We start from the raw sequence: 15,135 nt of genomic DNA on the forward strand, positions 1-15,135 counted from the left end.
ATCAGGTATTCATTCCGCCACAAACGTTGATCACCTGGCCTGTTACGTATGATGAAAGATCAGAAGCAAGATATACCGCGGTATTAGCCACATCATCCGGCGTTCCACCTCTACGTAGAGGAATTTGTTTAGCCCATTCAGCTTTTACTTCTTCAGAAAGCACAGCAGTCATATCTGTAATAATAAATCCCGGAGCAATGGCATTGGCACGGATTCCGCGAGATCCTAATTCTTTAGCGATACTCTTAGCCAGCCCGATCATACCTGCCTTTGAAGCCGAATAGTTGCTCTGCCCTGCATTACCCGAAACACCAACAACAGAAGCCATGTTAATAATGCTTCCACATTTTTGTTTCATCATAACCGGAGTAAGCGCATGAACAAAATTGAAGGCAGACTTCAGGTTTACGTTGATAACCATATCCCACTGTTGCTCGGTCATACGCATCATCAGTCCGTCACGAGTGATTCCGGCATTGTTCACCAAAATATCCACACGTCCGAAATCCTTCACTATTTCTGCAACTACATTATGCGTATCTTCGAAATCAGCAGCATTAGACGCATACCCTTTTGCTCTTACACCAAAGGCTTCTATTTCTTTCTGGGTAGCCAAACCGTTTTCATCGATGTTCAAATCGGTAAAGGCTACATCAGCACCTTCTGAGGCAAATTTCAAAGCAATTGCCTTTCCGATACCACGAGCAGCTCCGGTAACTAAGGCCACTTTTCCTTCCAGTAACTTCATAATCTTATTATTAAAATATTTAACATTTAATCAAACAAGCACCGGCCGAGTAACCGCCACCAAACACGGTAAGGCAAATCAAATCTCCAGACTTGTATTTTTCTGTATTTTGAGCATAAACAAGCGCGGAGCTTACCGAACCGGTATTTCCAAGCTCTTTAATATTATGCAATATTCGTTCATCTTCAAGGTTTAATTGTTTCGCGATATTGGCCATAATCCGCATATTTGCCTGATGACCGATCAGATAACTCAAGTTATCCAACGTATATCCATTTTTCTCCAGCAAATAAAGGGCATTTTTGGGCATGTAGGTACAGGCTTGTATAAAAACATCCTTTCCTTCGGGCATCCTAATTCCACCATGTATAGGTCGAAGTTGTACTCCCTCCGGTCCTTTACTGATATGTCCAAGCCCTTCCGTGAATATATCTACAATTTCAGGTTCATTGTCTGCCATTTTATCTTTTGAGATAAAAAACGCGGCTGCCGCATCTCCCCAAAGGTGTCCGGATTTGGGATCCGTTTCATTATAATACGCAGAATTTTTATCTGCTGAAATAATTAACGCCTTGGTAGCCTTACCCATTGCAAAATAACCTTCCACCACTTCCAGTGCATTCACAAACGAAGAACAGGCAGAAGAAAGATACAAGGCTTTTGTCTTCTCTATGCCATATTCGCGTTGCGCAACATGTGCCGCGGTTGCTACTGTATCAAATGGAGAATAAGAGGCGGAAATTATCAAGTCCACCTCCTTTATATCGTATGGTAATTTAGACAACGCATTGTTAATCGCCTTCAGTCCCATTGTATTAATATTTTCTTCATCTTTTGCCTTGGATCGGGTTATAATACCTGTCCGTTGTTCAATCCACTCACTCGTTAAGCCATTCAAATTAAGAAAGTGTTGATTATGTACTCTCTCTTCCGGCACATAATATCCAGTTGCATTAATAAACATTTTAAATCTTTATTTGATCCTTATTCCGTTGAATATCAAATTCATTACGTTATCTCGTCTCTTTATTCTCTGTGAAATATTGTCTCCCATTTTCCCCCGGATATAAGGTACTTCTATCCCTTTCAGGGCATGGTGCAATACAAGAGCTGTTATCTCCACATCAGGCATACAAAAAACCCCTTCTTTTACGCCATCAGCCAGAATTTTTTTAATAATCTCAATCTCGCGCAGATCAAAACTCTTCCTCACTTTTTCAACCCGCCAGATATCTCTGAAGAAAGTGGCCCGCAACGTGCCGTTTCTGAAAACTATTGCTTTTACAGCATCTAATCTGGCGTAAATAAAAGTTAATAATTTTTCATCGGCAGGTAATTCTTTAGCCGCCACTTCAACCAAGATTTTATGTAATCTATCCAGTTCAGACTCTACTACAGCCAGATATATTTCATTTTTATTTTTAAAATAGGTATAAAGCGTGCGTCTTCCTTTACGCGATGCCTGCGCTATGTCGTTCATTGTCGTATTGTCTACACCCGACCGGGCAAATAATTGCCGGGCAACATCAACAAGCATATCTCGTGTTTTAGAAACTGTCATTTAGAATTATACTGCACAAATTAATTGAATATGTGCGCAAAGTACTCAAAAAAGATTGTATCTACCAAGAGGATTAAAAAAAACTTACATATAATTTGTTTTATTAAAATCTTTCAATACCTTTGCACTCGCAATCAAGTAATGATAGCAACTATATCGCGGAGTGGAGCAGTGGTAGCTCGTTGGGCTCATAACCCAAAGGTCGTAAGTTCGAGTCTTGCCTCCGCAACAAAATAAAGAATCACAGTAATGTGGTTCTTTTTTTTTGCCCTAATAGATAGTTTCTCTTCTGCCCCCCGATTTTTCTTCTCCTGCCCCCAATTTTCCCGCAATTTTAAGTTAAAATCATGCTTTTTTACCACTAAAAATGAGTCCATCATAACAACCTGACAATCAGCACAATAATTGTTCCCAAATTTATAAAGGTTATTTTTCTGAAAATAAAGGATATTTTTTCACAAATAAAGGATATTTATTTAAACATAAAGGATGTATTTAAAGCAGTCCTTTTTTAGCAGTAAAATTGAAATGTTAATTCCGATTGTTACAAGGCTTCGTTCAATCGGTTTTTTGCTCTAAATCCGGTTATTAATTCGAAAACACACGAAATCGTAGCTTTTTCCTCTATTATTTCTTAAAAAAAATGCTAAATGAAGCATTAATTCAATCAATCATTATACATTTGTGCACGTACACATTTGATGTGGATTCAGTGAATAAACCTGTTTGGGCATTAGCACAATAATTCAATGTTACTATTTATAAAAAAACGAATGTTATGAAGAAACATGTAAATTGGGCAGTTGCAGCTCTTGTACTGCTTTGTAGTTGTCAGCCGAATGATGGATGGCATAAGTTATTTAACGGAAAAGACTTCACTGGTTTTGTGCAGCTCAACGGAGAGGCGCCTTATGAAGTAGTGGATGGTTGTATGGTAGGAACTTCGGTTAAAGGACAACCAAACAGCTTCTTGGCAACAGAAAAAAACTATGGCGACTTTATTTTAGAGTTTGAAGTGTTATGTGATCCGGTATTAAACTCGGGCGTTCAGTTTCGCAGTCAGAGCAAACCGGAATATAATAATGGACGCGTACATGGTTATCAGTGCGAAATTGACCCTTCAGACCGTGCATGGAGCGGAGGTATTTACGATGAAGCCCGTCGCGGTTGGTTGGTTCCGCTTACCGACAATCCGGCCGGACAGAAAGCTTACAAAAGAGATGATTGGAATAAATATCGCATTGAAGCGATCGGAAATAACATCCGCATTTGGCTGAATGGTGTAAATACGGCTAATTTATTTGACGAGGAGGATGCAAGCGGTTTTATTGCTTTTCAGGTGCATGGCATCGGCAAAGACGACGCTAAAGATGGCAAGCAGATTAAATGGCGAAACATCCGTATAAAAACGGAAAATCTGGATGCTGAACGTATGCAAGGTGAATTAACAGCGGAAACAAACCGCATTCCTAATTACCTCACTGATTCGGAAAAATCAAACGGTTGGAAGTTACTGTTCGATGGAAACACTACAAACGGATGGCGTGGTGCTCATAAAGAAAAATTCCCGGATCATGGTTGGAAAGTGGAAAACGGACAGCTGATCGTTTTAAAATCCGGCGGTGGAGAATCGACCAATGGTGGAGATATTGTAACGGTTGACGAGTATTCTGCGTTCGAACTTAAACTGGAGTTTAAACTAACCGAAGGCGCTAATAGCGGAATCAAATATTTCGTAACAGAGAAAGAAAAACCAAGCGGATCGGCTTTTGGATTGGAATATCAGCTACTGGATGACAGCAAACACCCGGATGCAAAACTATCTACTTCGGTAGACGGAAGTCGCACGTTGGCCAGTCTGTATGATATGATTCCGGCTACCAACAAACGGTTCAACGGCATTGGCCAATGGAATCAGGTTGTGCTCAAAGCGTTTCCCGACAACAAAGTGGAGTATTGGCTGAATGGCATGAAAACGCTTGAATATGTACGTGGATCTGATGCTTTCCGCGAAGCGGTGAAAGGTAGCAAATACGCGGCTAAAATGTATAACGAGTTCGGTCGCTTCGGTGAAGCGGAAAAAGGACGTCTTTTATTGCAGGATCATGGCGACGAAGTGGCTTTCCGCAGTATAAAAGTTCGCGAGTTGAAATAGAATAAATCAATAAACTATTTCCTGCTTACGAAGGCTTTTCTTATTTTTGCCGGATGTATGCTTACTAACTTAAATATAATATCATGTCTAAAACTAAAGAACAGTATTTGGAAATTCTTTCGCGTTTTCCGCTGGAAGGAACAATCGGAACAATCGAACCGTTTGGAAACGGTCATATCAATGACACACTGAAGGTTACAAACAACGCGAATGAAACCTTATGCATACTGCAACGAATCAATCATCAGATATTCACAAACGTGGATATGTTGCAGGGAAATATTAATAAAGTTACGAAACACATCCGCAAGAAACTGGAAGCGCGTGGCGAAAAAGATATTGATCGCAAGGTGTTGACTTTTCTGCCTACTTTAGATGGACAATTATATTATTTTGACGGCGAAAGTTATTGGCGCGTTTGTTTGTTTATCCCACGTAGCCGGAGCTTTGAAGAGATCACACCCGAACTTTCTTTTGAAGCCGGTAAAGCCTTTGGTGATTTTCAATTCATGCTGGCCGATTTGCCAGAAGGTGCGTTAGGAGAAACTATCCCTAATTTTCACAACATGGAGTTCCGCCTGCAACAATTTCGCGAAGCGGTACAGGCCAATGCGGCTAACCGCTTAAACGAAGTGCAGGATCTGGTAAACGAGATTGAAAAGCGAGCTAAGTCAATGTGCATTCAGGAAGAATTGTACAGAGAAGGAAAGCTAACAAAAAGAACCAATCATTGCGACACCAAGGTAAACAACATACTTTTTGATGAAAACGGCAAGGTTTTATGTGTTATCGATTTAGACACGGTTATGCCCGGTTTTGTTTTGTCTGATATAGGCGACTTTATCCGCACAGGAGCGAACGCAGGGGCCGAAGATGATGAAAACCTGGATCGGGTTTTTGTTAACATGGACATATTCAAATCTTACACCCGTGGCTATATGGAAACAGCTAAAGCCTTTTTAAGTCCGCTGGAAATAAGTTTGCTGCCCTATGGCGGACGACTTTTAACCTATATGCAGACCGTGCGTTTCCTTACCGATTACATCAATGGAGACACATACTATAAAATAAAAAGTCCGAAACACAACCTGATTCGCACTAAAGCACAGTTCAAACTACTTCAAAGTCTGGAAGAACATGCAGCGGAAATGGATAATTTCATGAAAGAATGGTTGTAAAACCGACCGAATAACAGCTCTTTTTGATTAAACAAAAACAATCCCGGCTATTCACAGAGTAGACCGGGTTTTTTTTGGGATACACCTCAGTAATACCCGATTAATCGCCCCATTCATTTTGTCAATGAATTGACTATAATGCGTTTTCATAAAGCATCATGCAATAGAATACGAATTATTCACTAATTTTGTATATTCAACATATACTATATATATATTATAGACAAACAATGGAATTTAAACAATATAGAAGCTGCTGCGGCATGAGTGGAAAAGGATGCTGCAAAAAGCAAGATCATAAATTAAATACGTACGATTGGTTATGTGATGTGCCCGATGCCGATAAAGCAACGGATTTCATTGAGGTTCAATTTAAAAATACAAGAAAAGGGTATTACCTGAACAACACGAAAATCCCCTTGGTAAAAGGAGATGTGGTTGCGGTAGAAGCTTCGCCGGGTCATGACATTGGTACGGTTACACTCACCGGAAAGCTTGTTTTGCTTCAAATGAAAAAGAACAATGTTCGTACAACGGAAGAATCGGAAGTAAAGAAAGTTTACCGTTTGGCAAAGCCTGCTGATATTGAAAAATTTGAAGAAGCAAAGGCTAAAGAAGACGCCACAATGATCCGCTCGCGCCAAATTGCCTCGGAATTAGGACTGAATATGAAAATCGGGGATGTGGAGTATCAGGGAGACGGCAACAAAGCGATTTTCTACTACATCGCCGACGAACGTGTAGACTTTAGGCAACTGATCAAAGTATTAGCGGAAAACTTTCGGGTACGTATCGAAATGAAACAGATCGGCGCGCGTCAAGAGGCCGGCAGAATCGGGGGAATAGGTCCGTGCGGTCGCGAACTTTGTTGTTCAAAGTGGATGACCAGTTTTGTTTCGGTAGCAACAGGAGCTGCTCGTTATCAGGATATCTCCATGAATCCGCAAAAACTGGCAGGCCAATGCGCTAAACTGAAATGTTGTCTGAACTACGAAGTAGATGCTTACGTGGATGCGCAAAAACGATTGCCCTCACGCGAAATCGTATTGGAAACGAAAGATAATTCGTATTACCATTTTAAAACAGATATATTTAAACGCGAAATCACCTACTCTACCGATAAGTCTTTCGCCGCAAACTTGGTAACTATCCCGGCCAGCCGTGTTTTCGACATAATAAACATGAACAAAAAGGGCAACAAGCCGGTAGTACTTGAGGCTGATGCTAAACCTCAACCGCCCAAACGAGACGCCATGGATATTCTTGGGCAAGATAGCGTAACCCGTTTTGACTCGCCCACCGCTCCGAAAAAGAAGAAAAAGAAAAACAAAAGGCCCGGAGAGAATAAAGAAAACGGAGAGGTTACCGATAATTCCGCACCGGTAAAAAACAGACCGAGACCTCAGAAGGTAGTAAAAAACAATCAGGATGAAGCACAGAAACCGGAAGGAGAAGCTAAAAAGCGTCCGCCTTTCAACCGCAATAATCGTATGCGCCGGAAACCTGATGCGCCAAACAACAAGGAGTCTGATAATAACAAACCTAAAATAAAGAATGCGGGACCTTCTACAGATCAAGGCAATAAAAAGGATTAGTCTTTTAATTGGCATCGCATTCTTGTGTTTTTCCTGTAAATACGATGTTCTCTATGATCAATATCAGATCATAGAGAATACCGTATGGAATAAGGATAAAGAATATTATTTCACATTTATGGTGGACGACATAGATGTACCCTATGATATAACGCTTGAAATCAGGAATAACAATCAGTATCCATACCAGAATCTTTGGCTGTTCTGTGGAGAAGAGCGTCCGGTGGGAGCTTTAAGAAGAGACACGGTAGAATGTATGCTTGCCGATGATTACGGCAAATGGTATGGACAAGGTATATCGTTGTTTCAATTAAGCACACCTCTGAGAAAGAACTATTACTTCAGCCATAAAGGTCAGCATACGTTCAGCTTCAGACAGGGTATGCGAAATGACAATCTGAAAGGGATACAGGAGTTAGGGCTTAAAGTGTCCAAATCCGTCAATTCCCCCGTCTCGACGAATCCAGCCGAAGGAAAATAAACAGAAGTATTGTAAAGCCCAACAGTGAAGATCCTCCGTAACTAAAGAAGGGCAAAGGGATACCTATAACAGGAGTAAGCCCAATCACCATTCCGATGTTAATCACTAAATGAAAGAGGAATATAGAAGCTACGCTATAGCCATATATACGTGCAAACGCCGTTTCCTGCCGTTCGGCTAATTGTATAAGCCGGATAATAAAAGCGCTGAATAATAAAACAACCAAAGTTGAGCCAACAAAGCCATGTTCTTCCCCGATTGTACAAAAGATAAAGTCGGTTTCCTGTTCGGGCACATATTTTAGTTTCGTTTGCGTACCATTAAGAAAGCCCTTGCCAGTTAATCCGCCCGAACCAATCGCTATCTTCGACTGATTTACGTTATAGCCGGCTCCGGTAGGATCGTCTTCCAATCCCAACGACACCTTTATACGTACCTGATGATGGGGTTCAAGTATATTATCAAAAACATATTCTATGGAAAACAAAAACGCGATAGAACCCAAAGCAAAAATGGCGATCAACGCATATTTCATTATCCAGGTTCGAAAAGCAAGATATAAAAGATAGCAACAGAGTGATAAAGTTAACGCTAATGCGATCCAATAAAAATTTACAGGCACAAGCAAAGACACAATATATCCGGCAAGAAACGCGAAAGCGATGATGGAGACAATCCAATAAAGTATGCCTTTATTTCTACTCGCACCTACTGTCAGGATGGTTGTTATGACCAAAATCATCAATGTTACAATCAACTCTCCTAAAGGAGTTATTCCAACAATCACGTCAAGAAATTTCATATTTGTAACAAAGAACAATACTGCGCAACAGCCTATGAGCAATACCTTTCCGGACATTCCTTCCCGGTATAAAACAAGAAAGAAAGCCAAATAAACAAGTGCCGAACCTGTTTCTTTTTGCAACAAAATGCATATCATCGGAATAAAAATAAGCAGCAGTGTGGACACAAAGTTCTTAGGCGTGTTTAGCTTAAAGCCATACTGGCTCATAAAGCGGGCCACAGCCAACGCGGTTGCAAACTTGGCAAACTCCGCAGGTTGCAAACGAACAGGCCCAAGTACCAACCAGGATCCGGAACCTTTAATATCCGGTGCTAAGAATATGGTAGCTATTAATAAAAGAACGATTATGAAATAAATAAAATAAGCAAAGACATCAAAGATATCTTTATCCAGCATCATTATAATAAACACCAGCCCCACCGACAAGCCTATCCAAAGTAATTGCGATCCCGGACGACCGGCTACATCAAACAGACTCATACTATCGTATTCATAGCTGGCACCACATATTGTGAACCAACCGGCTATAACCATAATAATATAAAACAGAATGGTTAACCAGTCAATCGACTTCAATATGCTGACTTTCCTAATAGACATTTGTAGGAGTAATTACGGCATTTTTTATATATTGTTCTGTGTATTGACTCTCTTCAGAGATCGTACCTTTCAGGTATTTTTCCAACATTAATTTACCGATCGGCACAGCATAGGTTGCTCCGAATCCGGCATTTTGGATAAATACAGAAATGGCTACCTGTGGTTTGTCGTACGGAGCAAACCCCATAAAAGCCGAGTGGTCTTTACCTCCGGGATTTTCCACGGTACCTGTTTTTCCGCAAACTTCAATATCGGGAAGAGCCGCACCACGACAAGTTCCTGCCACAACCGCCATACGCATCCCTTCCGCGGTTAAATCATAATGTCTTTTTTCAACAGACGTGTATCTTTTGTTTGTATATAGCGTATCCATAGGCGTATCCTGAACTTCTTTTACCACATGCGGTGTAATAAAATATCCCCTGTTCGCTATCGTAGTTGCCAGATTACAAATCTGGAGAGGGGTTGTTTGTATTTCTCCTTGTCCTATCGCTATAGATATGATTGTGCTTGAATTCCATCTTTTCTTGTAGGGCTTATCGTATGTTTTGCTGCTGGGGATAAATCCTCGGTTTTCGCCCGGCAAGTCAATACCTAATCGATAACCGTATCCCATACTCACAATATGATTCTTCCAGACCTCAAAAGCTTCCTGCACATTCGGATATCGCTTCCTGCTGTCTAACAAGTCACGCAGCCCCCAACAGAAATAGGCATTACAAGAGGTAGCAATAGCCCCAACGAGGTTAGTCGGAGACGGATGCCAGTGGCAGGCAGGTTTGCCATTTCTAAATGGATAACCATGCGCACAAGTATATAATGTTTGAGAATTGATTACACCTTCCTGCAAAAAAACAAGTCCTTGTGCCGGTTTGAAAGTTGACCCCGGAGGATAGGCCGCCATATATGCACGTCCGTAAAGAGGGTTATTGGGGTCGGTTTCTAATAATTTATGATTCTTCCCCCGCTGTCTGCCAACTAAAATGCCCGGATCAAAAGTAGGCGATGAAACCATACAAAGCACTTCTCCCGTAGTGGGCTCGATCATCACAATTGCGCCCAGCTTATTTTGCATTAGTTCTTCTCCATAAGCTTGAAGATCCATATCAATGGAAAGCGTCAGACTCTTGCCGGAAACAGGAGATACATCATGTATCCCTTCTTCATAACGCCCTTTAATGCGTCCATGCGCATCCCGCAATAGAATTTCGACACCTTTTTCGCCTCTTAATACAGTTTCATAGGAACGCTCTACTCCGGTACGACCCGAATTGTCACCTCTTACATAATAACTGTCTTCTTCCATATCCTTTCGGTTCACTTCTCCAACGCTGCCTAAAACATGAGCTGCGTAAGGAAATTCATATTTCCGAATGGTGGTATTTTGTATATAGAATCCCGGGAATTTATATAATTTCTCCTGCAAAGCACCGTACTCCTTTTCAGACAATTGATTCATAAAAGTCTGTGGTACGTAAGAAGAGTATCCGGGATTTAATTTTCTGTTCTTTATCTCTTCAATGCGTTTAACGAATATATCTTTTGTTATTCCGAGTATATTGCAGAAATCTGTTGTATCGAAGGGCTGAATCTCGCGCATGATAAGCATAACATCATAGGCCGGTTGATTAAAAACCAGCAGCTTACCGTTCCGATCATAGATCAGTCCTCTGGAAGGATAAAGCGTTTTATTCAGAAAAGCGTTGTTGTTGGCTTTGGCTTTATAATCACTGTCTATAACCTGAAGGTAAAACAACCTGATAATAAAAACTATCGTGACAACAATTATTGCCGAAATTAAAACATAACGCCTGTTGGAAAGATTGTATTTCGTATTATTCTCCATTTTTAACGGCCTCCATATTAAAGGCTTCAACAATAGCAATCAGAACAACACTTAACAAAGCACTTGAGAGTATGCGGATCACCAAAAACAAGGGATCAAATAAAGTAAGAGACTCCACTAAAAACAAAACAACATGGTGCAGAACAACAAACATAACCGTATACCGTAAAAAGCCTCCTGTTCCGAAGACTGAATACGAAGGATAAGCTCCTTCGAGTAATTCCTTTCCTATAAGCAAACGTATCATTCCTGCCCTGAAAAAACCAACGAAAGTACAAGCGGCAGCATGCATCCCCGGCGTATTCGAGAAGACATCTATAGTTAGTCCGGTCACAAAAGAAATCAATAACATGGCTGAGTTGGAAACACCAACCGGAAGTTTGAGCAAAAAGTAAAGATACAGAAATGGAGTGGCTATCCTCAAATAGTAAATATTGTTCAGTATCAATACTTGTATTGTTACGAACACGATGAAGTACAACAACCCTCTAATGATATTTCTAATCATTCTTTCTGCCCTCCTGTTCTAATGTTCTCTGTTCTTCTTGCCGGTAATTCCGCAACACACGAACATTACTTAGCGACGCAAAGTCTGTCGACAATTCAACATCTAAAGAGAAAAAATTATCATCCCTTTCTTTCTGGAATGCGTGAATTGTACCTACAATAATTCCTGGAGGAAAAATAGTTGAAAAACCACTGGTAACGATCGTATCTCCTTGTAGAAACTCAACATGTCGCGGCAATTGCTCCAGATTCGCATATTTAATGCTCCGACCATTCCAGGTCATCGACCCAAAATAGCTACTGCCCTTTACTTTGCAACTTAGATTAAATTTCGGATTAAGTATGGGGAGGATTAGCGCCATGTGGTCGGAAACCGAGGCCACTACTCCTACCACTCCTTTGTCTGAAACTACACCCATATCAGGAGATATTCCATCCTCTTTTCCTTTATTTATTGTAATAAAGTTAGACGCATAGCTCACACTATTATATATCACCCTGGCCATCACGAAGTCATAAGGAAATGGACGCTCGGTAGAATCAGGGGCAAAACCTTGAAACAAAAGGGTGTCTGCTTGCAATATTTCCAATTGTTCCTGAATCCGGAGCAACTCCATTTCCAACTGCCCGTTGCGTTCAGAAAGGTCGCGGTTAATCTCCCGCAGGTCCATATAAGAAGTGAGCGAACCGGTTATCGACGCGATACGTCCGGTCACAACATTGGCTGAACTCAAGATTATATTCCTTTGATAAGCATTATTACGATAAATAAAAACAAAGGAAATAATCTCAAGTAAAATAAATAAAAACCAATGCCTTTTGCTGACCAGAAATTCGAGCAGTTTACGCATATCATCCTATCTATTGGCTGCCAATAACCAGTAATCGACAAAAATCACTATCACTATTCAACAGTCAACTTACCGCCCGGTTATCGGATAAGGAAATTAAACTTATCAATATTTTTCAACGCGATACCGGTTCCCTTAGCTACTGCGTGAAGCGGATCTTCGGCAATATGGAACTTAATGTTGATCTTGTCTGTTAATCGCTTATCCAAACCGCGCATCAAAGCACCTCCACCGGCAAGGTAGATACCGTTTCTTACAATATCGGCATACAATTCGGGGGGAGTCTGTTCAAGTGCGCTTAATATCGCAGCTTCCATTTTAGAGATCGACTTTTCCAGACAATGCGCTATCTCCTGATAGGAAACAGGAACCTCCATCGGTAAAGCAGTCATCTGATTAGGTCCGTGTACAATATAATCTTCGGGAGGATTTTCCAGCGAGGTCAAAGCCGAACCTACATTTATCTTTATCAACTCAGCCGTGCGCTCACCTACCTTTACATTATGTTGTCTTCGCATGTACTCCATAATATCAGCAGTCAGATCATCACCGGCAATACGAATGGATTTGTTTGAAACAATACCTCCAAGTGAGATTACCGCAATTTCGGTTGTACCTCCACCTATATCAACAATCATGTTTCCTTCGGGTGCTTCTACGTCTATACCGATACCGATAGCAGCAGCCATTGGTTCATAGATCATATAAACTTCCCGACCACCGGCGTGCTCTGCCGAGTCGCGAACTGCACGCAACTCCACTTCCGTACTGCCGGAAGGAATACAAACAACGATTCTGAGTGAAGGAGAAAACCAGCGTCCACGTGGGTTTATCATCTTAATCATTCCGCGAATCATTTGCTCTGCAGCAAAGAAGTTCGCGATTACCCCATCTCTGAGCGGACGGATAGTCCGTATATTTTCGTGCGTTTTACCGTGCATCTGTCTGGCCTTCTCGCCAACGGCCAGTACTTTGTCTGTTCTTCTATCTAAAGCGACTACGGAAGGTTCGTCTACTACAATTTTCCCATTTGTGATAATTATAGTATTGGCCGTTCCGAGATCAATTGCAATCTCTTGCGTAAAAGAGAATAATCCCATTGTTCTTTTTCTTTACAAAATTAATGTTTAAAGTGGCGTACGCCTGTCTTCACCATTGCCACACCGTGTTCATTGCAATAGTCGACAGACAGTTTGTCGTTCACCGATCCACCCGGTTGCACAACAGCCGTAATTCCGGCTTTCGCGGCAATTTCCACACAATCAGGGAAAGGGAAAAATGCATCCGAAGCCATCACGGCACCGTTTAAATCGAATTCAAATGAATTAGCTTTTTCAATTGCCTGTCTAAGAGCGTCAACACGTGATGTTTGTCCAATTCCGCTTGCGCATAATTGTTTATTTTTCACCAAAGTGATTGCGTTTGACTTGCTATGTTTTACCAACTTATTAGCAAACAACAAATCCTCGATTTCTCTTGCATCCGGTTGTTTGTTTGTGATTGGTTCCAGATCAGCAGCAGTTTGAATACTCAAATCTTTCTCCTGCACCAATACGCCGTTCAGCAAAGAACGGAACTGCACCGGGCAAGTTCTCAATTGTTTACGTATCAAAATAATGCGGTTTTTCTTTTGCATAAGCACTTCTAACGCATCCGTGTCATAATCCGGAGCAATAATTACTTCAAAGAAAATTTTACTGATCTCTTCCGCCACTTCTTTATCGATAATGGCGTTGGAGATTAAAATTCCTCCAAAAGCAGAAACCGGATCACCTGCCAAAGCATCTTTCCATGCTTCGAGCACAGTTGGGCGTGACGCTATTCCACAAGCATTATTATGCTTAAGGATAGCAAACGTGTTTTCATCAAACTCATCGATCAGTCCTACCGCAGCATCGATATCCAGTAAATTATTGTATGATATTTCTTTTCCGTGTATCTGATCGAACATAGCTTCAAACTTGCCATAGAAATCAGCATTCTGATGTGGATTTTCTCCATAACGCAAATGCTTCTTTTCGTCTACCGCAACACGCAAAACCGAGCCATCCCTATCGTCAAAGTAATTAAAGATAGCACTATCATAGCCTGAAGAAACCGCAAAAGCTTCTTTAGCAAACCATTTACGATCAACAATTGTTGTTTCTGCTCCCTTCTCTTCAAGTAATTGAAAAAGCGGAGAATACTGATCCTTAGAAGCCACAATCACTACATCTTTGAAGTTTTTAGCAGCCGCGCGAATCAATGAAATACCACCTATATCTATTTTTTCTATAATTGCCTGTTCTTCGGCGCCGGAAGCCACTGTTTCCCGGAAGGGATACAGATCGACAATTACTAAGTCTATTTCGGGAATGTTGTATTGAGCCAATTGGGTTTGGTCAGTCTCATTTTCTCTGCGGGCAAGAATTCCTCCGAAAATATTCGGATGTAATGTTTTAACCCGACCGCCTAAAATGGAAGGAAAGCCGGTAAGGTCTTCCACCGCTTCGCAGGGTAAACCTAAAGATTCTATAAAAGATTTTGTACCTCCTGTAGAAATAAAACTAACACCTTCCGCATGCAGTTTTTTTATTATTTCGTCAAGCCCGTCTTTATGAAACACAGAAATCAGAGCTCGTTTAATTCGTTTTGTTGCAGCCATTTTACAGTTTTTCTTATTCTAATTCATTTAGGAAGACAAAAATAGCTATTTATATTCTAATATTCTCACCCCCCGACAAAAAAACGGAACATATCTCCTATTTCAATAAACTTTCTCGTGTTTTTATTTTTTTTCACACTAAATCAATATTCGTCATCACAAAA

At 40.9% G+C, this 15,135-nt stretch carries 13 protein-coding genes and 1 tRNA gene; 5 read left to right on the forward strand and 9 right to left on the reverse strand.

Features of this window, described 5'->3' with window-relative positions; genetic code table 11:
• Position 1: 1 nt before the first annotated feature.
• Genes fabG through B9Y81_RS04215 form a run of 3 tightly spaced genes read right to left on the reverse strand, consistent with a single transcriptional unit; the run spans position 2 to position 2,309 of the window.
• On the reverse strand, positions 2-748 hold the full coding sequence (gene fabG, locus B9Y81_RS04205; protein ID WP_085535746.1) for a 3-oxoacyl-[acyl-carrier-protein] reductase: 747 nt from the start codon (positions 746-748) through the stop codon (positions 2-4).
• Between the two features lie 19 nt (positions 749-767).
• Positions 768-1,712, reverse strand: coding sequence for a 3-oxoacyl-ACP synthase III family protein (locus B9Y81_RS04210; RefSeq protein WP_085535747.1), 945 nt, complete (start codon positions 1,710-1,712; stop codon positions 768-770).
• Positions 1,713-1,721: 9 nt separating this feature from the next.
• The gene (locus tag B9Y81_RS04215; RefSeq protein WP_085535748.1) at positions 1,722-2,309 is read right to left on the reverse strand and encodes a TetR/AcrR family transcriptional regulator; all 588 of its coding nucleotides are present in this window, start codon (positions 2,307-2,309) and stop codon (positions 1,722-1,724) included.
• A 157-nt stretch (positions 2,310-2,466) separates the two neighbouring features.
• Here B9Y81_RS04215 and B9Y81_RS04220 point away from each other — a divergent pair.
• The 5 genes from B9Y81_RS04220 to B9Y81_RS04240 all read left to right on the forward strand — a co-directional run bounded on the left by B9Y81_RS04220 (position 2,467) and on the right by B9Y81_RS04240 (position 7,718).
• A tRNA-Met gene (locus B9Y81_RS04220) sits at positions 2,467-2,538 on the forward strand.
• A 549-nt stretch (positions 2,539-3,087) separates the two neighbouring features.
• The gene (locus B9Y81_RS04225) at positions 3,088-4,464 is read left to right on the forward strand and encodes a 3-keto-disaccharide hydrolase (protein ID WP_085535749.1); all 1,377 of its coding nucleotides are present in this window, start codon (positions 3,088-3,090) and stop codon (positions 4,462-4,464) included.
• 83 nt (positions 4,465-4,547) lie between these two features.
• Positions 4,548-5,642 carry a phosphotransferase enzyme family protein gene (locus B9Y81_RS04230; protein WP_085535750.1) on the forward strand — a complete coding sequence of 365 codons (1,095 nt, stop codon included), beginning with the start codon at positions 4,548-4,550 and terminating at the stop codon, positions 5,640-5,642.
• A 263-nt stretch (positions 5,643-5,905) separates the two neighbouring features.
• On the forward strand, positions 5,906-7,237 hold the full coding sequence (locus tag B9Y81_RS04235) for a PSP1 domain-containing protein (RefSeq protein ID WP_085535751.1): 1,332 nt from the start codon (positions 5,906-5,908) through the stop codon (positions 7,235-7,237).
• Positions 7,197-7,718 carry a gliding motility lipoprotein GldH gene (locus B9Y81_RS04240; RefSeq protein ID WP_085535752.1) on the forward strand — a complete coding sequence of 174 codons (522 nt, stop codon included), beginning with the start codon at positions 7,197-7,199 and terminating at the stop codon, positions 7,716-7,718. Before B9Y81_RS04235 ends, B9Y81_RS04240 begins: the two co-directional genes overlap by 41 nt.
• On the opposite strand, the gene rodA is transcribed toward B9Y81_RS04240, so the two are convergent.
• The 6 genes from rodA to purH all read right to left on the reverse strand — a co-directional run bounded on the left by rodA (position 7,678) and on the right by purH (position 14,971).
• Complete coding sequence (gene rodA / locus B9Y81_RS04245; RefSeq protein WP_085535753.1) at positions 7,678-9,123, reverse strand: rod shape-determining protein RodA; 1,446 nt, start codon at positions 9,121-9,123, stop codon at positions 7,678-7,680. The two genes, B9Y81_RS04240 and rodA, sit on opposite strands and share 41 nt — an antisense overlap.
• Positions 9,113-10,969 carry a penicillin-binding protein 2 gene (gene mrdA, locus B9Y81_RS04250; RefSeq protein WP_085535754.1) on the reverse strand — a complete coding sequence of 619 codons (1,857 nt, stop codon included), beginning with the start codon at positions 10,967-10,969 and terminating at the stop codon, positions 9,113-9,115. Before mrdA ends, rodA begins: the two co-directional genes overlap by 11 nt.
• The gene (mreD, locus tag B9Y81_RS04255) at positions 10,959-11,477 is read right to left on the reverse strand and encodes a rod shape-determining protein MreD (protein ID WP_085535755.1); all 519 of its coding nucleotides are present in this window, start codon (positions 11,475-11,477) and stop codon (positions 10,959-10,961) included. Before mreD ends, mrdA begins: the two co-directional genes overlap by 11 nt.
• Positions 11,470-12,327 (reverse strand): rod shape-determining protein MreC, encoded by an 858-nt coding sequence (gene mreC, locus B9Y81_RS04260; RefSeq protein WP_085535756.1) that lies wholly within the window; start codon positions 12,325-12,327, stop codon positions 11,470-11,472. Before mreC ends, mreD begins: the two co-directional genes overlap by 8 nt.
• Before the next feature lie 80 nt (positions 12,328-12,407).
• Complete coding sequence (locus B9Y81_RS04265; protein WP_085535757.1) at positions 12,408-13,427, reverse strand: rod shape-determining protein; 1,020 nt, start codon at positions 13,425-13,427, stop codon at positions 12,408-12,410.
• A gap of 20 nt (positions 13,428-13,447) precedes the next feature.
• Positions 13,448-14,971 carry a bifunctional phosphoribosylaminoimidazolecarboxamide formyltransferase/IMP cyclohydrolase gene (gene purH, locus B9Y81_RS04270; protein ID WP_085535758.1) on the reverse strand — a complete coding sequence of 508 codons (1,524 nt, stop codon included), beginning with the start codon at positions 14,969-14,971 and terminating at the stop codon, positions 13,448-13,450.
• Positions 14,972-15,135 lie beyond the last annotated feature (164 nt).

This window comes from Massilibacteroides vaginae (assembly GCF_900178525.1).
GTDB classification, from domain to species: domain Bacteria; phylum Bacteroidota; class Bacteroidia; order Bacteroidales; family Tannerellaceae; genus Massilibacteroides; species Massilibacteroides vaginae.